This is a genomic window from Methylovorus menthalis, assembly GCF_020523625.1.
Classification (GTDB): Bacteria; Pseudomonadota; Gammaproteobacteria; order Burkholderiales; family Methylophilaceae; genus Methylovorus; species Methylovorus menthalis.
Genome location: NZ_JAJAQH010000006.1, coordinates 73,800 through 98,558 on the forward strand (window position 1 = coordinate 73,800; position 24,759 = coordinate 98,558).

General features: G+C 52.1%; 22 protein-coding genes. 9 read left to right on the forward strand and 13 right to left on the reverse strand.

Translation table 11 applies throughout. The annotated features are described in order from the left end of the window. Nucleotides 1–4: 4 nt before the first annotated feature. Together LG204_RS06145 and LG204_RS06150 are read left to right on the forward strand one after the other, a co-directional pair. Nucleotides 5–1,174 (forward strand): GGDEF domain-containing protein, encoded by a 1,170-nt coding sequence (locus tag LG204_RS06145; protein WP_230336441.1) that lies wholly within the window; start codon nucleotides 5–7, stop codon nucleotides 1,172–1,174. Nucleotides 1,175–1,781: 607 nt separating this feature from the next. Next, nucleotides 1,782–2,279 (forward strand): hypothetical protein, encoded by a 498-nt coding sequence (locus LG204_RS06150; protein WP_230336442.1) that lies wholly within the window; start codon nucleotides 1,782–1,784, stop codon nucleotides 2,277–2,279. Nucleotides 2,280–2,359: 80 nt separating this feature from the next. Here the strand turns inward: LG204_RS06150 and trhO are convergent, their stop codons facing one another. The 3 genes from trhO to pip form a co-directional block, all read right to left on the reverse strand. Further along, the gene (gene trhO, locus LG204_RS06155; protein WP_230336443.1) at nucleotides 2,360–3,319 is read right to left on the reverse strand and encodes an oxygen-dependent tRNA uridine(34) hydroxylase TrhO; all 960 of its coding nucleotides are present in this window, start codon (nucleotides 3,317–3,319) and stop codon (nucleotides 2,360–2,362) included. Between the two features lie 114 nt (nucleotides 3,320–3,433). Continuing rightward, nucleotides 3,434–4,714, reverse strand: a complete 1,281-nt coding sequence (locus LG204_RS06160; protein WP_407664210.1) for a YhjD/YihY/BrkB family envelope integrity protein — start codon at nucleotides 4,712–4,714, stop codon at nucleotides 3,434–3,436. Between the two features lie 93 nt (nucleotides 4,715–4,807). Then, complete coding sequence (gene pip, locus LG204_RS06165) at nucleotides 4,808–5,758, reverse strand: prolyl aminopeptidase (RefSeq protein WP_230336445.1); 951 nt, start codon at nucleotides 5,756–5,758, stop codon at nucleotides 4,808–4,810. Between the two features lie 277 nt (nucleotides 5,759–6,035). Between pip and LG204_RS06170 the strand changes: the two genes are divergently transcribed. From LG204_RS06170 to LG204_RS06190, 5 genes are all read left to right on the forward strand, one after another. Continuing rightward, nucleotides 6,036–7,913, forward strand: a complete 1,878-nt coding sequence (locus tag LG204_RS06170) for a methanol/ethanol family PQQ-dependent dehydrogenase (protein ID WP_328441288.1) — start codon at nucleotides 6,036–6,038, stop codon at nucleotides 7,911–7,913. Between the two features lie 134 nt (nucleotides 7,914–8,047). Then, complete coding sequence (locus LG204_RS06175) at nucleotides 8,048–8,962, forward strand: substrate-binding domain-containing protein (protein WP_230336446.1); 915 nt, start codon at nucleotides 8,048–8,050, stop codon at nucleotides 8,960–8,962. A 123-nt stretch (nucleotides 8,963–9,085) separates the two neighbouring features. Continuing rightward, complete coding sequence (locus tag LG204_RS06180; RefSeq protein ID WP_230336447.1) at nucleotides 9,086–9,592, forward strand: c-type cytochrome; 507 nt, start codon at nucleotides 9,086–9,088, stop codon at nucleotides 9,590–9,592. Nucleotides 9,593–9,717: 125 nt separating this feature from the next. Further along, a complete protein-coding gene (locus tag LG204_RS06185; RefSeq protein WP_230336448.1) occupies nucleotides 9,718–10,257 on the forward strand; it encodes a c-type cytochrome in 540 nt (179 codons plus the stop codon). Nucleotides 10,258–10,278: 21 nt separating this feature from the next. Then, nucleotides 10,279–11,619, forward strand: a complete 1,341-nt coding sequence (locus LG204_RS06190) for an NAD(P)/FAD-dependent oxidoreductase (protein WP_230336449.1) — start codon at nucleotides 10,279–10,281, stop codon at nucleotides 11,617–11,619. 101 nt (nucleotides 11,620–11,720) lie between these two features. On the opposite strand, the gene lplT is transcribed toward LG204_RS06190, so the two are convergent. The 6 genes from lplT to LG204_RS06220 all read right to left on the reverse strand — a co-directional run bounded on the left by lplT (nucleotide 11,721) and on the right by LG204_RS06220 (nucleotide 18,253). Continuing rightward, a complete protein-coding gene (gene lplT, locus LG204_RS06195) occupies nucleotides 11,721–12,884 on the reverse strand; it encodes a lysophospholipid transporter LplT (protein WP_230336450.1) in 1,164 nt (387 codons plus the stop codon). Between the two features lie 60 nt (nucleotides 12,885–12,944). Beyond that, a complete protein-coding gene (locus LG204_RS06200; RefSeq protein WP_230336451.1) occupies nucleotides 12,945–14,342 on the reverse strand; it encodes a PhoH family protein in 1,398 nt (465 codons plus the stop codon). Between the two features lie 35 nt (nucleotides 14,343–14,377). After that, the gene (locus tag LG204_RS06205) at nucleotides 14,378–14,830 is read right to left on the reverse strand and encodes a peroxiredoxin (protein WP_230336452.1); all 453 of its coding nucleotides are present in this window, start codon (nucleotides 14,828–14,830) and stop codon (nucleotides 14,378–14,380) included. 95 nt (nucleotides 14,831–14,925) lie between these two features. Beyond that, nucleotides 14,926–16,392, reverse strand: a complete 1,467-nt coding sequence (locus LG204_RS06210) for a sensor histidine kinase (protein ID WP_230336453.1) — start codon at nucleotides 16,390–16,392, stop codon at nucleotides 14,926–14,928. 8 nt (nucleotides 16,393–16,400) lie between these two features. Further along, entirely contained in the window at nucleotides 16,401–17,177 is a 777-nt protein-coding gene (locus LG204_RS06215) for an energy transducer TonB (RefSeq protein ID WP_230336454.1), read from the reverse strand. A gap of 164 nt (nucleotides 17,178–17,341) precedes the next feature. Beyond that, nucleotides 17,342–18,253 (reverse strand): quinoprotein relay system zinc metallohydrolase 2, encoded by a 912-nt coding sequence (locus tag LG204_RS06220; RefSeq protein WP_230336455.1) that lies wholly within the window; start codon nucleotides 18,251–18,253, stop codon nucleotides 17,342–17,344. A 261-nt stretch (nucleotides 18,254–18,514) separates the two neighbouring features. Here LG204_RS06220 and LG204_RS06225 point away from each other — a divergent pair, with 261 nt between their 5' ends. Beyond that, on the forward strand, nucleotides 18,515–19,042 hold the full coding sequence (locus tag LG204_RS06225) for a cytochrome b (RefSeq protein WP_230336456.1): 528 nt from the start codon (nucleotides 18,515–18,517) through the stop codon (nucleotides 19,040–19,042). Nucleotides 19,043–19,132: 90 nt separating this feature from the next. Here the strand turns inward: LG204_RS06225 and LG204_RS06230 are convergent, their stop codons facing one another. Further along, the gene (locus LG204_RS06230; protein WP_230336457.1) at nucleotides 19,133–19,954 is read right to left on the reverse strand and encodes a quinoprotein dehydrogenase-associated SoxYZ-like carrier; all 822 of its coding nucleotides are present in this window, start codon (nucleotides 19,952–19,954) and stop codon (nucleotides 19,133–19,135) included. Nucleotides 19,955–20,179: 225 nt separating this feature from the next. After that, a complete protein-coding gene (locus tag LG204_RS06235; protein WP_230336458.1) occupies nucleotides 20,180–22,294 on the reverse strand; it encodes a TonB-dependent receptor family protein in 2,115 nt (704 codons plus the stop codon). Nucleotides 22,295–22,480: 186 nt separating this feature from the next. Between LG204_RS06235 and LG204_RS06240 the strand changes: the two genes are divergently transcribed. After that, a complete protein-coding gene (locus tag LG204_RS06240; RefSeq protein WP_230336459.1) occupies nucleotides 22,481–22,864 on the forward strand; it encodes a VOC family protein in 384 nt (127 codons plus the stop codon). A gap of 44 nt (nucleotides 22,865–22,908) precedes the next feature. On the opposite strand, the gene moeA is transcribed toward LG204_RS06240, so the two are convergent. After that, nucleotides 22,909–24,189 (reverse strand): molybdopterin molybdotransferase MoeA, encoded by a 1,281-nt coding sequence (moeA, locus tag LG204_RS06245; protein WP_230336460.1) that lies wholly within the window; start codon nucleotides 24,187–24,189, stop codon nucleotides 22,909–22,911. Between the two features lie 23 nt (nucleotides 24,190–24,212). Further along, nucleotides 24,213–24,758, reverse strand: a complete 546-nt coding sequence (gene mobB / locus LG204_RS06250; RefSeq protein ID WP_230336461.1) for a molybdopterin-guanine dinucleotide biosynthesis protein B — start codon at nucleotides 24,756–24,758, stop codon at nucleotides 24,213–24,215. Between the last annotated feature and the right edge of the window lies 1 nt (nucleotide 24,759).

Here is a 24,759-nt window from a genome sequence, read left to right on the forward strand (position 1 = left end):
ACCCATGGATCCGCGTACTAGCATTTTGATCGGCAGTATCACCTGTGCTCTGATGGCAATTGTAGTGACATCTTTAGCCAGAGCAACACCGCTTCCCGTGCCGGGCTTTAAAGCCTGGGTGGTGGGAGCATGGATGATTTTCGGTGCATTACTCATGCTCGGATTGCGAGACTGGGTGCCGCAGCTGGCATCCGTGACATTGGGAAACTGTTTGCTGATGCTGGCTTATGTGGTTTGGCTTTCTGGAACGCTGGAGTATTTCGGCAAACAGCTCAAATGGGTTCCTTGGCTCGTGTTTGTGGCCGTGGCAACCATCGCTGTATCCTGGTTTGTCTATTCTGAGGCCAGTTTCCGTGCTCGTGTGGTCATCGTCGCCGGTGTTTGTGCCGTCATCAATGCATACCATGCGAGTATCGTGTGGCATTCTGCGCGAAAGAGAGACGACGCCAGAGCGACTGGCATCACTGCGACGCTTGTTTGGCTAACTGCATTGGTGCTCATATATGGCATACGCAGCGTTCATGCATTGGTATTTCCGCAAGGCGACAGTGGCTTGCTTACCCAAAATCTCACCCAAATCATTTATACGGGTAGCTTCACCGTCTGCAATATGATGCTTGTGATCAGCTTCGCGACGATGGCATCTGACTTTGTGCGTGCGTTCATTGAGGTGCTGGCGACTCGAGATCCGCTGACCGGCGTCCTGAATCGGCGTGCGCTTATCAATGCAATAGAACTTGAGTTCTCGCACAGTCAGCGCCATGGCCACTCATTCTGTATCGCAATGCTCGACATTGATCACTTCAAGAGCATTAATGACCGGTTCGGGCATCTCGTGGGCGACCAAATTCTCACCACCATGTGCAAAAAGGTGGGCAACTTACTGCGTCCGCATGATGTGTTCGCACGCTATGGCGGCGAGGAATTTCTGATTCTGATGCCTGAAACTGGTTTATCTAACGCGATGCAGGCTGCCCAACGGTTGCTAGGTGCAGTTGCAATTTCTGAAGACGATGCCTTGCCTGCGATTACCGTCAGCATTGGCTTGGCGGAATGGTCAACGGATGATGATTCGATTGAGTCCTTGATCGCGCGCGCTGACGGCGCATTGTACGTAGCCAAGACAAACGGCCGTAATTGTATTGAGATTGCGCCTGCGCTCAGTATGGCATAACGAAGGTGTGCAATATGCGCAATGAGTATGAAAGCCACAAGTGTTGGTTGCAGCTTGATAGGACTTTGATCGGGGTATCAAGCTAGCATTGTTGTGTATACAACCAACTTACAATTTTCAACATCTTGGGGGGCGCTGGACTGATCCAAGCGATTTTTGATAGCGGGCATCACGAGAAAAGATAGCCATGCGAGCTTTATCGGGACAAGGCTTGCTGGGGAGTGTTTATAGTGCAGTGAACATACCCCGTATGTTTTTATGGCGCCGGGAGCACTCCATTATTGTTGAAATATTTTAAGGCTCTTGTGCGCGATGTGATGCATAGATAAAGACTCATGATCCCTTGGTGATCGGTTCGACTCCCAGGAGGCCCACCAAATAAAAAGGGTTAGCATTTTTTGCTAACCCTTTTTATTTGGAAAAAACTAAAGAGTCCTAATCCAAGTCGAGCTTAGTAATCCCATGCAAATAGCGATGAGCATAAGTAGATGTGAGAAATCATTTCTGCCGTGCTAATACATTCTGACAACAACTTCAGCGAACAGCTTATAGCTGCAAGATATATTAAGGACTAGTTTTTACGAAACGAAACCTTAAGGGGCTAGCTATGAAGTTAATTCGAAAGTGGTCTATTGCACTGATGTTGATATGGGGCGCTAACCTGCAGGCGGGTGGCGTGGCGGCGGGCGGTGGTGCTGCAGGCGCGCCAGCCGGAGGAAGTGGGGCTGGCACAGGGGCGACTACTGCTCCGTCACCAACTACATCTCCTTCATCGCCTAATACTGTTGACCCCGCGGGGGCTGGCACGCGGCAGGGCACGGAGCCTTCTTCGCCCGATACCTTTGCGCCTGCGGGCTCGCAGCGCTCGCCGGGGACGGACTCTACCTCGCCGGATACTTTCGCGCCTGCGAATCCAACGTCCACCCCTTCCAATCAAACTGCACCGAGCGCGCCGCCCGTCTCTGGGACTAGCGCGCCGCCGGTGTCGGGTAAAACGGCGCCCGCGACATCTACTATCAGGAGTGCTCCGCCGGTAACTTCGCCGGATGGTAGTGCGCCACCTGTGACGAGCGATCCGAGTGCGCCTCCAGTCACAACGCCTTAGATCAATTTTCTAAAGAGACATACATCCCATAAAAAAGCGCTGACAATGCAGCGCTTTTTTTATGGGGGGAGCTTGTCAGGCTACTCTTCGTGATGCTTGGTCGCCTTGATTTGCTCCAGCTTGGTTTTGGCCGCGTCGCCGATATGGGCTTCGCCGCGTTTTTTGGCAAGTTCTATCTGCTTTTGCCGTTCCAGAATGCGGGATTTTTTCTCGTCTGAGATTTTGTCGTAGCAGTGCGGGCAAGATACGCCTGCCATGTAGTGCGGGGATGCTTTTTCTTCGGGTGAGATGGGGTGGCGGCAGGCGTAGCACTGGTCGTACTCGCTCAGTGCCAGGCCATGGCCGACGGCTACGCGCTGATCAAACACAAAGCATTCGCCTTCCCACAGGCTTTCTTCTTTGGGCACGTTTTCCAGGTATTTGAGGATGCCGCCCTGCAGGTGGTAGACGTTCTCAAAGCCTTGTTCCAGCATGAAGGCGCTGGCTTTTTCACAGCGTATGCCGCCGGTGCAGAACATGGCGACCTTTTTGTGTTTGCTGGGGTCGAGGTTCTGGCTGACATACTCGGGAAACTGGCGGAAAGTGGTAGTGTGCGGATCAAGCGCGTTTTTAAAGGTGCCGATGTCGTATTCGTAATCGTTGCGGGTGTCGATGACGATGACATCCGGGTCGCTAATCAGCGCGTTCCAGTCTTCGGGCTTTACATAGGTGCCGACTTTTTTATTGGGGTCTATGCCGGGCACGCCGAGGGTGACGATCTCTTTTTTCAGGCGCACTTTCATCCGGTAAAAGGGCATTTCTTCGGCGAAGGATTCTTTATGCTCCAAGTCGGCCAGGCGCTGGTCTGATTTCAGGTAGGCGAGCATGGCATCTATGCCTTCGCGGCTCCCGGCAACAGTGCCGTTAATGCCTTCAGCGGCCAGCAGCAAGGTGCCTTTCAGGCCTTGGGCGTTACATAGATCGAGCAAGCCGGGCTGCATGGTTTCGTAGTCATCCAGCGGGGCAAATTTATATAGGGCGGCAACAATAATATCGGGCACTGCAAAGGTCTCCTGCGTAATCCCGCTATGATAATCCATGTTTGAAACAAGGTTAAATGGTTTGGCGGGTTAAGGTCGGCATTTTACCGGAATTTCTATTGAAAAATCGCAGGCTTACAGCGTGTGGTTGCTGTGTTGCAGACGGCGCGCCATGTGCTTGAGAAAGCGCATGGCGACCTTGGGCTCACCCATAAGCAGGGTTTCGATGTTGTCGGCGCTGATAATCACGATGTCGGCATGGTCGGTTATCACCTTGGCATCGGCCACGCGCGGGCTATCGGTAAGCAGGGCCATTTCTCCAAAATAATCACCGGGGCCGATTTCACGAATAGTGCCGCCGGGGAAGATCAGCTGCACTTTGCCCATGACGATGTAATAAAGGTCCAACCCATGCTCGCCCTGGCGGAAGACATATTCATCGCGCTGGTAGATTTTGCCGTAGCGATTCATCAGCTCCTGCAGGTAGTGTTCTTTATCCTTGGGCAATTCGCCGAATAAACCACGCAGCAATAAAACGTCTTTTTTATGCAGGGTAGAGATCAGCTCGGTGCCGAGCAGGAACACGGCAAAGGTGTAATACAGCCAGCCGATGGAGATAAACATGTTTTTCATGCCGCCAAACACGGTGTCGTAAGACTGGTTCAGCGAAAGAAAAAGCCCGAAGGCGGGGCGCATGGCGATCCACATGATGCCGGTAATGGCCGAGCCGATGAGGATGTTTTTCAGTGAAATGCGCGCCGGGAAAAAGATGCGGTAAAAAATGGCGATCAGCACGGTGCAGATGGCTATGGAGCTGAGGGTATCTATTAGCTTGGTGTGCGTGGCAGATGGATTGAAAAAATCAATCACCTTTTCCAGTCCCAAGCCCATGAGGGTAAATATAAAGAACAGCAGCAGGATGCCAAGAACGCCAATCACATCCTTGAACTTGCGTTTGATGAACGAGGGTTCTTCCACCATGGAGGCGATGGTGTGAAAGGCTGAGCGCAATGCCCCGGCCAGTGGCGTCACAATCCAGAACAACGCGAACATGCCAAACGCCCCCCACACCGCCTGGTGCTTGGAGACGTTATAGACCTCGATCATGATGCGGTGGCTGAACTTGGGTACCAGGTTGCTGGTGAGGATGGCCAGCTTGACGATGGCGTAGTTGGATGACACCACCAGATGGCTCAGCATGAAAAAAATCAGCAGCGCCATGGGGATTAGCGCAAACATGGCATAAAAGGATAACGATGCCGAAATGCTGAAGCCGTTATGCAGCTGAAAGGCGCTTAGGGTCTCGCGAAAGATGAAGAAAGGCGTGCGATAACGCCGCCTGGCGTAGGCGTTGAGCGGCATGGCAAGTGCCGGGTGATTGCCTATGTCTTTAACTTGATTGAGCTTGATCGCCAAAGTGACATTACGCCAGTTGAGTGGATAGGATGCTGGCTGCATTAAACCTTAGATAGCGAGCCAGCCGCAAGTGTATAAGCTGGCTCGTCATGCTTACAGCTTTTTGAACTCTTCGGTGGCGGCCACCAGTGCAGAAAGCGTACCTGTTTCCATGCCAGAGTGCCCGGCATCCGGCACCATGTGCAGCGATGCATGAGGCATGGCGGAGTGCAGTTCGTAGGCGCTGATCGGTGGGCAGACCATGTCATAGCGTCCTTGCACGATCACGGTGGGGATGTGCACCAGGGTTTTGGCTTCTTGCAGCAAGTTACGCTGGCCGACAAAGCACATATTCCTTATATAGTGAATCTGCACCCGGGCGCGCGCAATTTGTACCTCATTGCTGGCGGAGCCATCGTTCTTGCCAGGCAGCAGCGTCATGATGCTGCCTTCAAACGCGTTCCAGCGCGTGGCGGCTGGGGCGCTGATTGCGGGGTCATCATTAAACACAAGTTTGCCGTAAGCCTGCAGCACATCGCTACGGTCCTCCTCTGGCAGATATGCCAGCAGCTTTTGCCATGCTTCGGGGTAAAAGTGTTTCACATCGCCCAAAAACCAGTCGAGCTCTGATGGTCGGCTGAGGAAGATGCCGCGCAATATCAGGCCGCGTACCTTGTCGGGATGTGCAATGGCATAGCACAGTGCCAGCGTGCTGCCCCAAGAGCCACCAAACACGAGCCAGCGATCAATGCTCAAGTGCTCGCGCAGCTGCTCTATATCGCTGACAAGCAGCTCCGTCGTGTTCTCTTCCGTGCAGCCGTGAGGAAGGCTGCGGCCGCAGCCCCGCTGGTCCAGCAGAATAATCCGGTAATAGGCGGGGTCGAAGTAGCGGCGCTGGGCCGGGTTGCAGCCGCTGCCTGGTCCGCCATGCAGAAAGACCACTGCCGGCCCGGCTGGATTGCCACATTCCTCAAAGTAGATCTGGTGCTTGGCAGATACATTTAGCCATTCACTGCGGTATGGGAGAATTTCTGGAAACAAATTGTAAGTCTGCGAATTATTCATGTGATATAGGGTAACTCTTTGTTTTATTTGGTGATGATTATTTTGAAATTTAGGGAAAAACTCATTCTGCACAAGGGAAAAACTTAATTGTAAATAAAATGTAAATAGAGTATTGCAAAACATTTTGGAGTGATCTAATATTCGGATCAACTCACTTATAAGGTGAGTGAGAGCAACAACTAAATATGCCGTAAAAACCTATAACAATAAATAGGGGGCAGTTATCTAGTTAGCGCTTTGATTAAACCCTTAGTAGTAACAACTATGGAGATTTAAAATGGAGATGAGCAAGATTAAATTGGCTCTGGGCGTGGCAATCGGTATGAGCATGGCTCTTCCTATGGTTGCTTCTGCTGCTGCAGACCAAGAGGCTGCGATGGCCAACCCAAACAACTGGGCACACCCACGCGGTCAGCACAATAACCAAGCCTACAGTACCCTGAATCAAATCAACAAGGGTAACGTTAAGAACCTGAAGGCTGCCTGGACATTCGCTACCGGTGTTAACCGTGGTCACGAAGGCTCACCAGTCGTTGTTAACGGTGTTATGTATGTTCACACTGCATTCCCAAACAACGTTTACGCTCTGGACCTGAACGACAACCAAAAGATCATCTGGTCGTACTTCCCTAAGCAAGACCCATCCGTACAAGCTGTTCTGTGCTGCGATAACGTAAGCCGCGGTCTGGGCTTCGGCGACGGCAAGATCTTCTTGCAACAAAATGACGGCATGCTGGTTGCTCTTGACGCTAAGACTGGCGCCAAGGTTTGGGATGTTAAGAACACTGATCCTAAGGTCGGTGCTACTAACACCAACGCTCCTCATGTTATCAAGGACAAGGTTCTGACCGGTTGCTCCGGTGCTGAATTCGGTGTTCGCTGCTTTATCGCTGCTTACAACCTGAAAGACGGCTCCCTGGCATGGAAGGCATACTCCACAGGTCCTGACAGCGAAGTGCTGATTGGTGCTGATTTCAACAGCGCTAACCCACACTACAGCGCTCTGTCTGTATACCAAGACGTAAACGGTGGTAACAAAGAAGGCGGTTCTTTCAAGGCTCTGTCCAAAGACCAACTGAAGTTCCCTGAAAAAGACCTGGGCGTTAAGACCTGGTTGAAGCCACAAGCTGTTAAAAACGGCTGGGAACACGGCGGCGGTTCCGTATGGGGCTGGTGGCCATATGATCCTAAGTTGAACCTGGTGTACTACGGTACTGGTAACCCATCTGTTTGGAATCCAGACGTACGTCCTGGTGACAACAAGTGGTCCATGACTATTTTCGCTCGCGATCTGGACACCGGTATCGCTAAGTGGGGTTATCAAATGACTCCTCACGATGAGTGGGATTATGACGGCATCAACGAAGTTGTTCTGTTCGAAAAGGGTGGCAAGAAGTACGCATTCCACACTGACCGTAACGGTTTCAACTACACATTTGACGCTGTTGACGGCACCCTGCTGGTTGCTGAAAAAGCTCACCCCTTCATCAACTGGGCTACCCACGTTGACTTGAAGTCCGGCGTTCCTCATAAGGATGCTAAGGCTTCTACTCACCAAGACTACAATGCCAAGGGCATCTGCCCAGCAGCTCTGGGTGTTAAGGACCAACAGCCAATGGCTTACTCGCCACGCACTGGTCTGATGTACATCCCATTGAACCACGTATGTATGACTTACGAGCCAGTTGAGTCCAAGTACGTTGCTGGTCAACCATGGGTTGGCGCTACTCTGACCATGTTTGCTGGTCCAGATGGCGTAATGGGCGGTTTCGAAGCCTGGGATCCATTGAAGGGTAAAGCAGTTTGGTACAACAAAGAGAAGTTCTCGTCATGGGGCGGTGTTCTGACTACTGCTTCTGATCTGGTGTTCTACGGTACACTGGAACGTGACTTCAAGGCAGTTGATGCACAAACTGGTAAACTGTTGTGGAAGTTCCAAGTTGGTTCTGGTGTGATTGGCAATGCCTTCACATACAGCCACAAGGGTAAGCAATACGTTGGCGTACTGTCCGGTATCGGCGGTTGGGCTGGCGTAGCGATGAACCTTGGTATGACCAATGACACCGATGCACTGGGTGCAGCTGGTGGCTACAAGGAACTGACCAAGTACAACGCTGCTCCTGGCGGCGGTGCACTGAACGTGTTCAGCCTGTAATAGTTGAAGAAATTCAAATATTTACAGAACTAACCGTTAGTTAGTGTGTCACATAAGCACCCCGCTTCGGCGGGGTGCTTTTTATTATTATAAGAAGATAAAATAGGCCGCTAACAGACACGAGGACAAAGGTAATGCTGATTAATTTGAAAAAAGTATCGCTGGTTTTACTCTTCACTGCCCTGGCAAATGGAGCATTTGCTGCAGATGATAATACTCTGGAGGTGGATCCGAACGTTGGCCGTGGTGGCGAACCTTCCCGGATTGATGATCCAACTGAATTCAAGGTCTGTGCAGACCAGGATAATTTGCCTTATTCAAACTCAAGACAAGAGGGGTTTGAGAACAAGATTGCTCAGCTGATCGCTCAGGATCTTGGCAAGAAACTATCGTATCAATTCTGGTATGACCGTATGGGTTATATCAGAAATACTCTGAATGCTCGTCGATGTGATGTGATTATGGGAACCGTGGCTGGCAACGATATGGTGCTGACTTCGAAGCCTTATTATCGCTCTGGCTATGTCTTTGTTACCCGTAAGGAAAGTAACCTCAACATCACCGATTGGGACTCCCCGGATTTGCGTAAAGGTATTATCGGTGTTGTGGGTCAAACCCCTCCATCGCGTCCAATTTATGATAAAGGCCTGATGGAAAATGCCCGTCCTTATCGTATTCAGCGTGACTTGAATCTCCCACCTAGTTTCATGATTGACGATCTGGTCAAAGGTGATATTGATATCGCCATTGTCTGGGGGCCAATTGGTGGGTATTATGCCAAACAGTCCAAAGTTCCATTGGTCGTTGTGCCAGTACCTGAGTATGAAGATACGAATGTGCATGGCAAGGAGTACTGGAATATTTCAGTGGCTGTGCGCAAAAAAGACAAGGAACGTCTGGCCATGATTCAAGAAGTGCTGGATCGTCGGCATGCGGACATCATGAAGATTCTGGATGATTTTGGTATTCCACATCTGGATGTCGTCCCCGGTGATAGCGTTGAAAAGAAACGCGAAACGCGCGGTGATGTAATTCCGAAATTCGAATAATGAATTGGCGTTATCAGGTTGCTTGGGTCAACCGTACATAACGCCTGTTCGTTATACGTATTACATGTTGGTCATGGTTTGGCATGATCAAACTGTAGCTCTATTTTCAAACGAGGAGATGACATGTTAGGCAATAAGGCAGTTAAGGCGACGTTATTTGTTTCTATGCTTGCTCTGGTTGGATTGACTCTTCCACTGCAAGCTAGCGCCGAATGTAAGTTAACCGCAACTCAGGATGGCTCACCACTGGATATCAAGGCTGAGGCTTTTGATACACCAGAAGCAAAGCAATTCCTGGATACCTGTAAGAACCCCTACATTGGCAACGAAGCTGCAACAAAGCGCGGTCAAAAGTTGTTCCAATTGTATTCATGCACTGCATGTCACGGCGGTCAGGCTGAAGGCGCTGTAGGCCCAAGCTTGCATGGTCCTAACTTCAAATATGCCAAGAACGCGACTAACAAGGGTATGTTTGAAACGATCTGGCACGGTACTAACGGTGGTATGGGTGCCAAGGGTAAAGGCTTGATGGATCCTACCGATCCAGAAAACGGCCTGACACCAGATGAAGTGTTGAAGATTGTTGCTTGGGTGAGAACTCACAGCAAGACATTCACTGGTAACGAATAAGCGCTTATCGCTAAAATTCGGCACTAATTAAAATAAAAGCGGTCATTGTTAAAAGCGGTGACCGCTTTTTTTATGTGTAGCAATATCTGTTGGAGTAAAATCAATAACGTTAGAGGAGAGTATCAATGCGAAAAATTACACTAAGCACTCTGAGCATTATCTTGCTGGCAAGTTTGGCTGGCTGTGGTAAATCAGGCGATAGCGCAAGCGGTGGCGACAAGGCAGCCGCAGCCTCATCTGGTGAAATGATCAAGTTTGTTACTACCCAGGATGGTTCCCCCCTCACGATTAAAGCCGAGTTTTTCGATACGCCTGAAGCCAAGGAGTTTATGACAACAGGCAAAAATCCATACGTGGGCAATCAAGATGCGATTGCCAAGGGTAAAAAACTCTTCCAACTGTATTCATGCACACAATGTCACGGCGCTGACGCGCAAGGTCAGGTTGGCCCCAATCTGACGGGTCCCAACTATAATTATGCAAAGGATGCCACGAACAAGGGCATGTTTGAAACCGTCTGGCACGGCACCAACGGTGGTATGGGAGCAAAGGGTAAAGGCTTGATGGATCCAACCGATCCATCGAATGGTTTGTCTCCGGATGAACTGCTAAAAATAATAGCCTGGATACGTAGCCACGGCACGGCGACAGGTAACGAGTCATAGCAAATAAGAAAGGCATCATTTATGCAATCGCAAGTAGAGTCAGGTTCGGGTTTGCACCACGTAGTTATTGTGGGAGGTGGTGCAGGAGGGTTGGAGCTTGCTACTCGTCTGGGAGATAAGCTAGGGCGTAACGGTAAGGCGGAAATCACCCTGATTGACCGCACCAGAACGCATGTCTGGAAACCTCTGCTGCATGAGATCGCAGCGGGCAGCATGAATCCAGACAAGCATGAGTTGGAGTACCTGGCTCAGGCGCATTGGCATCATTTCCGTTTTCGTCTTGGGAGCATGGACGGGTTGGATCGTGCTAAAAAGGAAGTCTACATTGCGCCTTTTTACGACGAAGATGGCGTGGAAATCATCCCGCGCCGCACCTTCAAGTACGATACCCTGATCATTGCCATCGGCAGTACCACGAATGACTTTGGTATTGCGGGTGCCCGCGAGTATTCTATCGCGCTGGATACTCAGGATCAGGCCGAACGATTCCACCGGCGATTGCATAATGCATTGGTACGTGCGCATACGCAAAACGTGCCTCTGCAGGCCGGACAACTTGAGGTGGCGATCGTGGGCGCTGGTGCTACCGGCGTCGAACTTGCTGCTGAGTTGCATAACACCACGCGTGAACTGGCCGCATATGGCCTGGACAAAATCAATGCAGACCGCGATGTCAAAATCTCGCTGATTGAAGCCAGTGATCGTGTATTGCCAGCCTTGCCGCCTCGACTCTCGCAGTCTGTAGAGCTCGAGCTGCGCAAACTGCGAGTGCATGTGTACACTGGCGAGCGCGTGACCGAAGTGACCGACAAAGGCATCTATACCCACAGTGGGCGCTTTATCCCTTCCTCTCTGGTGGTGTGGGCTGCGGGTATCAAAGCCCCGGATTTCCTGAGTCAGCTGGATGGCCTGGAGGCCAACCGTATCAATCAGCTGGTGGTCCGTCGCACCTTGCAAACCACGCTGGATGATGATGTGTTTGCCTTTGGTGATTGCGCAGCCTGTCCATGGCCAGGTCATGATGAGAACGTACCACCACGCGCACAGTCTGCTCACCAGCAGGCTTCCATGCTGGTCAAGACGGTCAAGAAGCGTGTGGCTGGCAAGACAACTGGTCTGCCAGAGTATACCTACCGTGACTACGGCTCATTGGTCAATCTGGGCAAATACACCACAGTGGGTAACCTCATGGGCTCTGTTGGTGGTTCAAGCCTGTTTATTGAGGGGATGTTTGCTCGCTTCATGTACCAGTCGCTCTACAAGATGCATTTGATGGCATTGCACGGGTTTTTCACCGTTTTCTTGCAGACCTTGGCCCGCATGATTACCCGCCGCACTGAGCCACACGTCAAGCTGCATTGATGTCTGGTGATTAGTAATAAAAAAGCCTCAGGAAACTGAGGCTTTTTTATTGGGCGTCGGGTTTGGACTCTCGCGGGTTTAAGCCGTTAACACCTAAATTCTTAAAACGTTTTCTGCTTGTAAAGCCGGTAAATGCCGCTCATGCTGAGGCTCACAAACAAGCCGAATGCAATCACCGTCAGATGGATAGGCAGCTCGGCTTTGACCATCAAAGCGTAGACGCCTATGAGTACCAGAATGCCAAGATTCTCATTGAAGTTTTGCACGGCAATGGAGTGGCCGGCACCAATAAGTATGTGGCCGCGGTGCTGTAGCAGTGCATTGAGCGGCACCACAAAAAAGCCACTTAATGCGCCAATCAAGAACAGTAGGGCGCTGGCGATACGCCAGTCGGTGATCAATACCATTGCCATCACGAGAAGCCCCATCAGAATGCCCGCTGGCAGGACTTTAATCGAGTCTTCCAGCTTGATGTATTTGGCCGCGAATACCGAGCCTACGGCAATCCCTACCGCTACCATGGCGGTCAGCTGTGTGGCGTGCTCCAGACCGAAATCCAGCGCAACCGCAGCCCATGCCAGCACAACCAGCCGCAAGGTGGCGCCCGCACCCCAGAACAGCGTAGTGACGGCCAGTGAAACCTGACCCATGGGGTCTTTCCACAACACTTTGAAGGAATGCCAGAAGTCTTTGAAGATATAAAGCGGGTTGCGTTTGGGTAGCTTGTGATCAATGGGCAGCTTGGGGATGTACATATTGAATGTAGCAGCGGAGAGATAGAGGCCGGTAATGATCCACATCGTCATTTGCACGTCGATACTGGCCAGCTTGCCGCCGATGATGGCGCCCAGAATGATGGCTAGCACGGTAGAGCCTTCCATCCAGCCATTTGCTTTGACTAGCATATGCGGGGGGAGATATTCGGTGAGAATGCCGTATTTGGCAGGGGAGTAAGCGGCTGCGCCTATGCCGACGATGCCATACGCATAAAGCGGCGGCAGGCCAAAAATCATGGCAATCGTACCAATGAACTTGATCCCATTCGAAATGAACATGACCCGCCCTTTGGGAAAGGCATCGGCAATAGAGCCGACAAAGGGGGCGAGCACAATGTAGGAGATCACAAAGAACTCTTGCAACAGTGGCGTATGCCACTCGGGCGACTGCATTTGCTGCAACAGGGCAATAGCGGCAAACAACAATGCATTGTCTGCCAATGCAGATAAGAACTGCGCCAGCAGTATGATGTAAAAACCTAGATTCATCGCAGGGTGTCGCCCGGCCGAGGCGCGGGCGATTCTAATTCCATTTCAGCTTAGAGCTGGCTAAAGAGCCTCGGCAGCAAAATCTGCCAAGCGTGAACGTTCACCGCGTACCAGCGTAACGTGGCCATTATGCTGCCAACCCTTGAAGCGGTCGACAACATATGTCAGGCCTGAGCTGCCCTCAGTCAGGTAAGGCGTATCAATCTGGGCAATATTGCCCAGACAAACGACCTTGGTGCCGGGGCCTGCGCGGGTAATCAGCGTTTTCATTTGTTTCGGGGTGAGATTTTGTGCCTCGTCAATAATCAGGAATTTGTGGAGAAACGTGCGTCCACGCATAAAGTTGAGTGACTTGATCTTGATGCGGGTACGTATCAGATCCTGTGTCGCAGCACGGCCCCATTCCCCAGCATCTTCGTCGGATTTATTGAGCACATCAAGATTATCCTCAAGCGCCCCCATCCATGGCGCCATCTTTTCCTCTTCCGTCCCCGGCAGGAAGCCAATATCTTCACCTACGGGAACTGTCACGCGGGTCATGATGATTTCACTGTAGATTTTCTTGTCCAGTGTTTGCGTTAACGCAGAAGCCAGGGTGAGCAGTGTTTTGCCGGTACCCGCCTGCCCAAGCAGCGTGATGAAATCCACATCCGGATCCATCAGCAGGTTAAGGGCAAAATTCTGTTCGCGGTTGCGGGCGGTAATGCCCCAGATGCTGTTTTTGTGCTGGGTGTAATCCTTGACTACTTCCAGCACAGCGGTATTGCCTTGCTGGCTACGGACGATGGCGTGGAAAGGTTTTTCGTATTCGTAATAGACAAACTCATTCACCAGCAGGCTTTTGCAGATGGGGCCGGTGATGCGATAAAACATGCGTCCGGCATCCTGCCACGATTCCATTTCCTTGCTGTGCTTTTCCCAGAAGTTGGCGGGCAATTCGCGCATGCCGGTGTAAAGCAGGTCGGTATCTTCAAGTACTTTGTCGTTGAAGTAATCTTCAGCGGCTACGCCGATGGCGCGGGCCTTGATACGGATGTTGATGTCTTTGCTGACTAGGATGACCTGGCGTTCAGGCTGGTGCTTTTGCAGGTCAAGCGCGACGCTCAGGATCTGGTTGTCGGCTTTGCCGCCGGCCAGCATGGGCAAGTCGAGGCTCACTGCCGAAGTTTGCATGAACAGGCGACCGCTCAGATGCTTGTTACCGTTAATAGCCAGTGGGCAACCATCGTCCAGGTGATTGAGACTGGTGCCTACAATTTCTTCCAGGTTACGACTCGCCTGACGGGCATTGCGTGCGACTTCGGTCATGCCCTTTTTGTTGTTGTCCAACTCTTCCAGCGTGACCATGGGCAGGTAAATGTCATGCTCTTCAAAGCGAAACAGGCTGGAAGGGTCATGCATCAGTACGTTCGTATCGAGAACAAACAGTTTGGTACTTGTGACACTTTTTTTAGCCATGAGCTTATATTCCCCAGGTTGAGATTGAGTGTGCGTTAAAGCGATTTAATGAAATCAAGTACTTCAGCCGCATGGCCTTCCACTTTGACGCCGCGCCACTCGTGCACCAGCTTGCCCGAGCTGTCGATGACAAAGGTACTGCGCTCAATGCCGCGTACTTCCTTGCCGTACATCTTTTTCATCTTGATGACATTGAAAAGAGAACACGCCAATTCATCCGTATCAGCCAGAAGATCGAAGGGGAACTCGAACTTGGCTTTGAATTTTTCGTGGGATTTAAGGCTATCGCGCGAGATGCCCACAATCACTGCATTCAGAGTCTGAAACTCCGGGTAGTGATCGCGGAATTGCATACCTTGCGTGGTACAGCCTGGCGTTGCATCCTTGGGGTAAAAATAAACAATGAGGGTTTTGCCGAGGAACTCAGAAAGCTTGAATTGCCCACTGGTCGAAGGTAATTCAAAATCAGGAACGGGTTGGTTCAACATAAGTATGGGGTGGCATATACACGTCTCCATTGTTGTTAAAAACGCGCTATAAGGCAAGCCCGATATGGGTGAATCGAAAAGATTTTTTACAGGCGTTAAGAAACAGCAGGTTGGTGGAAGCGGGGCAACTCGATCTCGATTAAGGTGCCTCCTCCCTTGCGCGGGCTGAAGGTGATGCGCCCCAGCAAGGAGTCACATACCTTGAAAGCGAAGGGAATGCCCAGTCCGGTCCCAAAGCGTTTGGTGGATGGGCCAGGGCTGATGGCATGTGGGTCCGGGGTGAAAGGCATGCCCGGGCCACGATCGGCGATCATCAGGCGTACGGTTTCGCGGCTGAGGTCGGCATGTATTTCCAGCTTGGAGTTGTTGGGGACCGCTTCGATAGCATTCAGTAACAAGTTGTATAGCGCCTGTTCCAGCAAGTGCTCATCCGTATAGATGCTGTCGTCCTGTTTTTCCCAAGCAGGCAATTCGAGCTCAATGGATTTTTCTGCAATTTTTTGCTGCAAGGGAGACAGGGAGCCATGGATGATCTGGCTCAGCTTGCTTAGCGTGGGCTGCGGTTGCATGGGGTGCAGGTAGGAGAGCAGTGAGCCAGTCCAGCGCTCAAGACGGTCTACAGTGCTGATGATGTCGCGCAGCGATTCGCGGGTATCCTGATCCAGCTCAGCGCTATCTGCTACCTGCGCAGAGGCGCGAATGCTGGCCAACGGGTTGCGAATATTGTGCGCTAGCATAGGTACTAGCAAACCTAGCGTTGCCTGTTTTTCCGTGCGGATAAGGGCGTCCTGACTTTGTGTCAGCTTGTCGGCCATGTCGTTGATCGCGCCTGATAAGGTGGCCAGTTCTTCAGCGCCTTTTCGGGGGGCTTTATGCTCAAGTCTACCTGCACTGATTTCCGTGGTCGCATGCAGCAGTGCATTGATCGGCAGGACAATCGCACGCTTCAAAAATACCCGTGAAAACAGGAGCAGCAATGTTGCCAGCAGGATGGGAATGGTCAGCAGGGTAAGGGATGTTCGCTTGGATTCATCCAGCCTTTGCTGCAATTCTTTTTGCTTTAACGAGAGCAGGCGTTCGGCGCGCGCCGACACAATTTCGTACCGCTGGAAAATGCCGGATTCAAGATTGGAATTGAGCGTTTTTTCAATCAGCTCATCCGAGACTTCATTCTGATGATTGAAAATAGTGCTGGTTTCCGTGATAAACGTCGCATAGCTTTTCCTCAATTCATCGATGGCGGCACGTTCCTCGTCGCCAACGGCCAGTCGGTTCAGCTTCACGAAGTGCGCTCCTACCGATACGGTATATGCATCATATTCATCCTTGGCTTGCGGGTCTTTCAGGAAGTAGGCGTCGAACAGCTCTTTCATCTGGCGGTAAAGGTCACCCCGCGTTTGCTGGATTTCCTGAATAAGCAGATTGATACGTTGTGACTCATGGGAGGATTTATCCCACAAGTGTATGCCCACTCCACCGGCAGCCCCGGCCAGGCAAACCAGCATAATGAAGGCCAGTTCGTGGATGAGCAGCAGGTCTTTTAACGACTTTGGCTTGGACATGGCGATGGTTATTCCATGCGAAATGAGATGGGAATGCTGATCTTGCTGATTTTACCCTGCAACGATGCGGGTGCCGTGGGGAGTGAACCCAGCGCCTGCTGGTACATCTCCAGCACCTGCTTGTCTAATATCTCATAGCCAGCCGACTGCTTGATACGACCATTGATGATATGCCCCTGCGCATCCAGTTCGAGCTCCAGCACGGGCGTGCCCTGCATGTTGTTCCTGCGCGCCATATTTGGGTATTTCTTGTATTTGTTCAGCACATTGAAAACACTGTTTCCGAACTCGTTTTTCGCCGCATCCATATCCTGCTGACTGATCGCAGCTGCTTTAGGTGGCTCAGCCGCGGCGGCAGGGGCGGGCGCGGGCGCAGCGGGGGGCGGCGCCGGCACTGTTTCTGCTTTCGGGGCGTCAGGCTGCGGGCTCGTGGTCATCACCGGTGGACTGGGGTCGGCCTTGCGCTCTGCAGGTGGCGGTGCGACTTCGGGCGACGGGGTGATTACTGGCCGTGGTTTGGGTTGCGGTTTTACTTCAGGTTTGACTACAGGCTCTGGCTTCGGAGGCTCCGGCGCAGGAGCCGGTGCGGCCACTGGGGTTTCCTGCTGTTTTTTGACGGGAGGGGCGAGTTCAATCTGCAACACCTGGGGTTCCGGCGGGCTGTCAAATTTGAGATTGGGCAACAGCCAGATCAGGATGGCATGAACGGCAATGGAAATAATCAGCGCCCACTGAAGCCGGAAAGAAGGGGCTGAGATGCTGGGTGAGTAAGTTGCCAAGTTCACACGCTCAAAAATAGTCAGATAGGGGCCGGGAGGCCATCGTTATTATGATTTTTTGTTATGGTTTGCCAGGGGCAAGGCCTTGATTCTGCCATAGAAACCGGAACACTGCAGCTGGCTTGCGGATGCTGCTGACAGCTCTTTAAATCGCGCCTCCCAATAAACTCTCATTCCCACTCCAATGCCGGGTAAAGAATATTCACATTACGTCGGTTGACGATATCAAATAGTGCCCATTTGCCTTTTTCACTGCTGGCAGCGGTATCCATGGCTTTTTCCATTACTTCACCCTTTTTGATACTGGCGCGTACATCGTCCAGCAGTGTTTGCAGATAGCGCTGTTCATCGTTTAGCGCACTTTTCCAGTTACTGCTTACTGGACCATGGCCCGGTATCGCGCGTGCGGCCGGAACTTGTTTGAGTTGGGTGATGGCATTGAGCCAGCCTTTGATGTCGCCATCGAGAGATGGCGTGCGTTCAATGAACAGCAAATCACCAGTCCACAGGGTTTGGCTGAGCGTGTCGTAGACAGTGAGATCAGTGCTGGTGTGGGCGGGAGGATAGGCCTTCAGTGCCAGCTGGCGGCCACCCAGATCGATCTCAAGCGCGTCACTGACGGGCAATGTCGGCTTGACGATTTCGCTTCCGGCAAAATCCTGTCCTTGCCATTGCTCGTTACTGCGGATATAGGCGTCGCGGCGGCGTTCCAGCGCATCTGCCAGTTTGGCATGGCCAATGAATTGCGGGTGATCCGCGATAAATGCGGCATTGCCGAATACATGATCAGGATGCACATGGGTGTTGATGACATATAGAATCGGTAGCGTTGTCAGCTGGCGTATGGCGTCATGCAGGGCTTGCCCCACCTTGAGATTGCCGCCAGTATCAATGACCGCCACGCCATTCTTGCCTATCACGACGCTGATATTGCAGATATCGCCGTGATAGCCTTCTGATAAATCCTCATGCACACCCTGGTGCACATAAACGCCCGGACTGACTTCCGTCAATGTCAGCGCGCTTGCCTGTGCATAAGGCACTAGCGCGAGTAAAATCAACCCCTGAAGAAATCGCCACATCCTGAAAGTCTCCTCGTCATGATTACGGGTGTCGTGTGGCGGCATATGATGCAGCCAAGGCATGGCAGGCAGGCATCTTGGCATTAAGCCTGCCTGCGGTCAATTGGCGCCGGGAACTTAGGGAACTTTTCCCGATAATCCCGGGTTTAACACATAATGACAGCTCGGCTGTTATGCTTCTGCAGTATCCGCGCAATACATAATTACAAGGTCAGGTTGCAGTGATTTTCTGCGCGTAAACCCCAACCTAAAAAAGAAAGAATGGAAATGAGTGCTGCCCGCTATACCACCACCGCAAAGATTCTCCACTGGCTGATTGCACTGAGTATTTTTGGCATGTTTGCCCTTGGCTGGTTCATGACCGATCTGCCGCGAGAAACCCCAGACCGCGCCTTCTACTTCAACCTGCATAAATCAATCGGCATTACGCTGTTTGCCTTGGTGCTGTTCCGCCTGTTCTGGCGTATCGGTCACAAGCCGCCTGCCCTTGTCAGCACACTCAAGGTCTGGGAGCGGAAGCTGGCACAAGCCGGCCATCATTCCCTCTACCTGCTCATGGTGCTGGTGCCTGTGAGTGGCCTGGTCATGAGCGCATTCAGCAAATATGGCGTCAAATGGTTCGGGCTGCCGCTGATCCCTGGTCTCGACGATAAAGCGCTACGTGATGTGTTTACCGAAGTGCATGAAGTGATTGGTCTCATCTTGCTGGCGGTCATCATCGTGCATGTGGCGGGGGCGCTCAAACACCACTTCCTGGATAAGGATGAAACCCTTAAGCGCATGCTGTAAACGAAATGGCTATCGCTGAGTAAAAAAGGCGTCTTGATGACGCCTTTTTTATTTGCTTGATGCCATTGCCTGACCGTTATGCCGCAATGATCAGGATGCGTTCTTCACATCGAGTTGCTGCGAGAATTTGGCACCTTCATTATCCTCGGCATGCACTTCGAGCGTGCCAGGCGCGGCAGGGGTGAAATCAAATCGCAGATAAGGATCTTCGCTGGTGCCCACGCCAAAATCCACACTCATCACAGGCTGGTTGTTATACGTGAATGCCGCTTTCTGAATATAAAACGCGGGGCGGAAGCCTTGCGAAACTAGGTCGCGTTGCAAGCCTGTGTACATGGGATGCTTGATGATAAAGGTGGCAGGCGTTGCCTGGCCAAACTTCACCGGGTTCTCCACATTCAGCTTGATCTTGCCGGAAGCCGCACGTATAGCCGCTTCATCGCCATCTACCGAGCCACCACAGCCACCCGCCGCACGAATCTGGATAGTCGACATATACAGTTTGCCGTCCGCTGTTTCGCCGATTGCTCGCACGAACGAGTCGGTTTCCATGCGGATGCGGGTGGAGAGTTGCAGGTTGCCAAGCAACTCCGTCAGGTGATACGTCGCCGCCAGCTGAATAGGATTGGCGTCAACGATGATGTAAACATTCTTGATGGCAGCCGGGCTTTGTGACTGGTTCACCGTCAGGGTGACGGGTACTTGCGCGCCGCTTTCTGCACGACGAGGGCCGGCGAGTTGTATAAAAGGCACTTCTTCTATGGTGCGGTTGGCAAAAAAGGCTTCCTTGACCACAGGCCAAAGCTTGTCCGAGGCCTCGGCCCAAGCCCCAGTGCTACATGCCAGCAGCATGCCTGCGATTATCCACTTGCCCAACATCATGCTGGGGGTACCTACACTATGCTTGACCACGGCCTTTTCTCCTTAGAACATTGTTTTTATAATAGATAGCGGTTGGACATAGGAATGGCAATGACATTCGGCAGTCGCGCTTGCATCGTTTTTACGTGTAGCAGCTTTTAAAAAAACTCAAGGCATCACTATACGATGATAGAGATGCCTTGAAGCTTAGCCGACTTTACTGGATGGCGTCTGTGACTGAAGTTACTTAAGCTTGCTCAGTCGTTTTACCGTCATTTAAAAACGGTAATTGGCGTTCAACCCCACGAGCCAGTTACGACCCGCCGCTGGTTCAAAGAAGCGGCTATTGCCATCATTCACCCGTACCGAACCAATATAGTCTTTGTCGAAAATGTTTTCAACGCGCACAAACTCGCTGAAGCGCCAGCTCTTGAGCTGCTGCTCAAAGCCTGCGCGGACATTGAAGATGGTGTACGAAGGCGCGCTATCGGTATTGGTATCGTTTACGTAAGCCTTGCTGTTATGACGTGCTTCAAATGCGGTGCGGAAACCAGACTCTACATGCTTCCAGGCTGCTTCGGCGTATATCTGCGTGTGGTAAGTGCCAGGAATGGTATTGCCTGCATTGACCAGCCCAAGATTGCCGACATAGTCGGAATCAAACTTGGCATTTAGCAAGGTGTAAGCGCCGTACAAGGAAATATTGTGTGCTAACTTGGACTCAATAGAAACTTCTGCGCCATTGCGTTTCGTTTTTGCCGCATTGGTGTAAGTTGCAAATGTGCCCGTCGTCAGCGCAATGATTTCGTCATCAGTCAATGTCTTGAAGATGGTGGCATTCAGTAGCGTATTGTCTGACAGGAAGGCTTTAGTCCCAATTTCGAAATTCTTACTGGTGCTAGGTTTGAGGCCGAAGTTGGGGGTGCTGTTAATGTTGCTGTTCAGGTATGCCACTTCAATAAAGGTAGGTGTTTCAAAGCCTTTGCCATAATTGGCGTAGAAATTGAGCAGTGGGTTTACTTTCCAAACAGCACCAATCACTGGGGTGGTTTTTTCATAGGTCAGGCTACCACTGTTGTCTGGATTGGTATTGGTGATGAATTTGTCATCAATTTCCAATGACACTTTTGTTCTGCGCAGGCCAGCATGCAGATCAATGTTGTCGAGCACAGACCATTTACCTTGCAGGTATTGGTCGGAATTGGAGGCGATGTTTTTTTCATTACGCGTGGCTGATGCACTTTTTTCACCATTGGTCGTGGGCGTGTCCAGGCGATCATCATTCATTTTGCCGTATACCAGGCCTGCGCTCAGTGTGTAAGGTTTGCTGAGCAACAGCCCCTGATTATTCCAGCGCAACTCGGTACCCCAGAACTCTCTGGAGATAGCACTGGCTCGACCGCCCCCGGTACTGTTGAGGGATAGGTACTGCAGATTTTCGCGTGTACCAACATAATTGATAAAGTTAATCGAGTTGCTCTCATTGATCGTATGCTCAAGGTTAAAGCCGACCTGAGTGTTGCTGCGAGAGACGCGCGTGTCAGAACGCAGCGTTGCCCTGCTCACACTCTTGGGGTCGTTAAATGCCGAGGGCTCGGTGGCCGAGGCATTGCGCGTCAAGCCACCTGGATCCTGTGCATCCTGATCAAACCAGTTAACCAGCGTAGTCAGCTTGGTGTCTTCATTCAGGTTGATTTTGAATTTGGCGGTGCCTTGTTTTTTGCTGCTGGCGCTGTGGTCGCGATAGCCATCAGACTCATAATTGGAATAATTAATCAGATACTCAATGCCTTCGGATGTGCCGGATGCCCGCACGCTCTCCTTGCTGGTGCCATAACTGCCAAACACCACACCTGCAGAAACTTCAGGTGTTTTGGCCGCGTCTTCTGTCAGCATCTGAATAACGCCCCCAGAGGAGTTGCCATAAAGGGCAGAGAATGGGCCGCGCAAAACTTCCACCCCTTGCACAATATCAAGATCCACATTGCCTGGCTGACCTTGGCCATCCGGCATGGTCAGCGGAATGCCATCGACATAAACACGCACGCCACGGACACCAAACGATGAGCGAGCACCAAAGCCACGAGTGGAAATTTGCGGGTCTTGCGCCATTTGCGTGCGGTTTTGCGCGGTAATGCCGGGGACGCGGATCAGGCTTTCTGACAGTGTCATGCGGGCTTGGCCGTCCTGGATGTTTTCTTTTTCCACGACATCAATCGCTACCGGCAGATCGAAACTATCCTGCGCTTGACGCGTGGCGGTGACCACGATGGGGGCCAGGATGGAAATGCGCTCCTCGTGACCAGTATCGGTGGTTTCGGCGGCCATGCCGGGCTGGGCAAAGGCGCATGCGCTCAAGACGGCGTATGGCAGGGTTTTTCTGATGAACATGATGCTCCCTTGATAAGTTAATTTTTGTAATGGCCGGAGCATAGTACATTCGGGGTCTTGGGCGCATCAGGATAATCATGAATCTTCATTATGATTCATGGCTGCAGTGCCCGATGTACGGGCTAAGCAAGCGGTCACACGTGGAGGTGTAGAATATTCAGCCTGACCTACAAAAAAGGACATCTTGTGGCCGTTACCGGATTTAATCATTACAACTTGCGGGCGACGCGCGAGCAAATGGCGATATTGCTCGATTTTTATACGACAGTGGTGGGCTTGACGCTCGGTGAGCGCCGGGGGCTCAGCAGTTTTGGCTACTGGCTATATGCCGGTGCCAAAGATGTGCTGCATTTGTCGGAAGTGAAGGAGGGCGTGGAGCCCGCGCTGAACGTGCAAACCACGTTTGATCATGTGGCATTCACCTGCACGGATTACGCTGCCATGGAGCAACACTTGCAGGCCCATGGCGTTCAGTTTGGCAGCCGCGTCGTCAAGGCGATCAATGTCAGGCAGATATTTTTCAAGGATCCGTTTGGTAATGGCGTGGAGTTTAACTTCGACGAGCGTTGATGCGGGATGGCCTGTTAGTCAGCTCACTCCCGGTGTTCCACTTTTTAAATAATGCCTTCCAGCAATTGCACCCTGACCAGCTGATTCGCTGGCAGGCTGCCCGTATCTTCATCCAGCACGATAAAGCAATTGGCACGCGACATGGAGCTCAGCATGCCTGAGCCTTGCGCGCCTGTTGTTTTGACTTTCCACGTACCGTCTTTATCTGCAAATAAAATACCGCGCTGGAACTCGGTGCGGCCTTTGGCTTTGCGTATTTCTTCCACGCAGATGGCTTGCAACATGGGCAATGGCGGCGGCGAGGCTTGCCCCATCAGCACCAGCATGGCTTCGCGCACAAACTGGTAAAACGTGACCATGACGGCGACCGGATTGCCGGGCAACCCGAAGTAATGCGCATTGCCGATTTTGCCGTAGGCGAGCGGGCGACCGGGTTTCATGGCGATTTTCCAGAACAGCACGGAGCCCAGCTTTTGCAGCAATTGTTTCATGTAGTCGGCTTCGCCCACGGAGACGCCGCCACTGGTAATGACCACATCTGCCTCAGCCGCGGCTTTGGTAAGCACTTGCTCCAGCACTTGCGGGTCATCCTTGATGGCGCCCAAGTCCATAATCTCGACGCCCATGCGCGTTAGCATGCCGTGCAGGGTATAGCGATTGCTGTCGTAGATCTGTCCTGCCTGCAAGGCTTGTCCGACACTGGCCAGCTCATCGCCGGTGGAGAAGAAGGCGACTTTGAGTTGACGATAGACGCTTACCTCGCCAATTCCTAGCGAGGCCACCAGGCCCAAGTCTGCACTATGCATGAGATGCCCCTGCGCTAGCACGACTTCGCCTTCGCCCAGATCTTCGCCAGCGCGGCGGATATTGCTGCCGGGCTTTGGCTGCTCAGCGTGTCGCATGGTGTCAGCGTCCTGCTCAACGCGTTCTTGCATGATTACGGCGTCAGCCCCGGCCGGGATTACGGCACCCGTCATGATGCGGACGCATTCCCCCGCTTGCAGAGTGCCTGCCCAAGGCTGGCCGGCATAGGCGGTTCCAACAATCTTGAGGCTGGTTTCGCCATTTGCCTGGCTATCGGCCGTGCGCACGGCATACCCATCCATGGCCGAATTGTCATGATTGGGGACATTCACGGGTGAGGTGATGCTGCTTGCCAGAATGCGGCCCAGGCTTTCCCGTACTGGCAGAGTTTCTGTTTCACTTACCGGGCTGAGGTAGCGCTTGATATAGTCGCGTGCTCTTTCAACGGACATGGAGTTGGGGTCGTAGTCGTCGGCACAGCTGGGGCTACGTGCAAGGTCTGCGAGTAGTTTTTCGGACATCGTGGATGGGCGCTAACGTGAGGTTAATGAGGGGTGGTCGATAACCACAGGCGGATGTAATCGGCAATATCACTTGGCTGGTTGAGGTCAAGCACGCGCAATGGATGTTCGAAAGGCACATCGCTGGCAATGGCAATAATGCTGTGATCCTGATCTGCAAGCAGCGGGTGGCCGAGGGATGGGCGATGAATTTCGATCTTGGGGATATTCGCCAGCTTGAAGCCTTCCACCAGGACCAGGTCGCACATGGTGGGGTCGATATGATCGACCAGCTCAAAGAGCTCGGGCTCAGGCTTGCCGCCTCGCTCCAGCTCGGTGATCAGCGCCCAGCGGCGGCTCGAGCCGACCAGTGTTTGTACGGCACCAGCTTCGCGCAAGCGATAGCTATCTTTGCCGGGGTGATCAATATCAAACTGATGATGCGCATGCTTGATGACGGAAATACGCAAACCGCGTGCGATCAATACTGGAATCAGGGCGGTGAGCAGCGTGGTTTTGCCGCTGCCGCTCGCCTGTGCGCAAAAGCCCAGGAGTATGGGGCGCTGGTGATGGGCGGCGACATTCGGCATG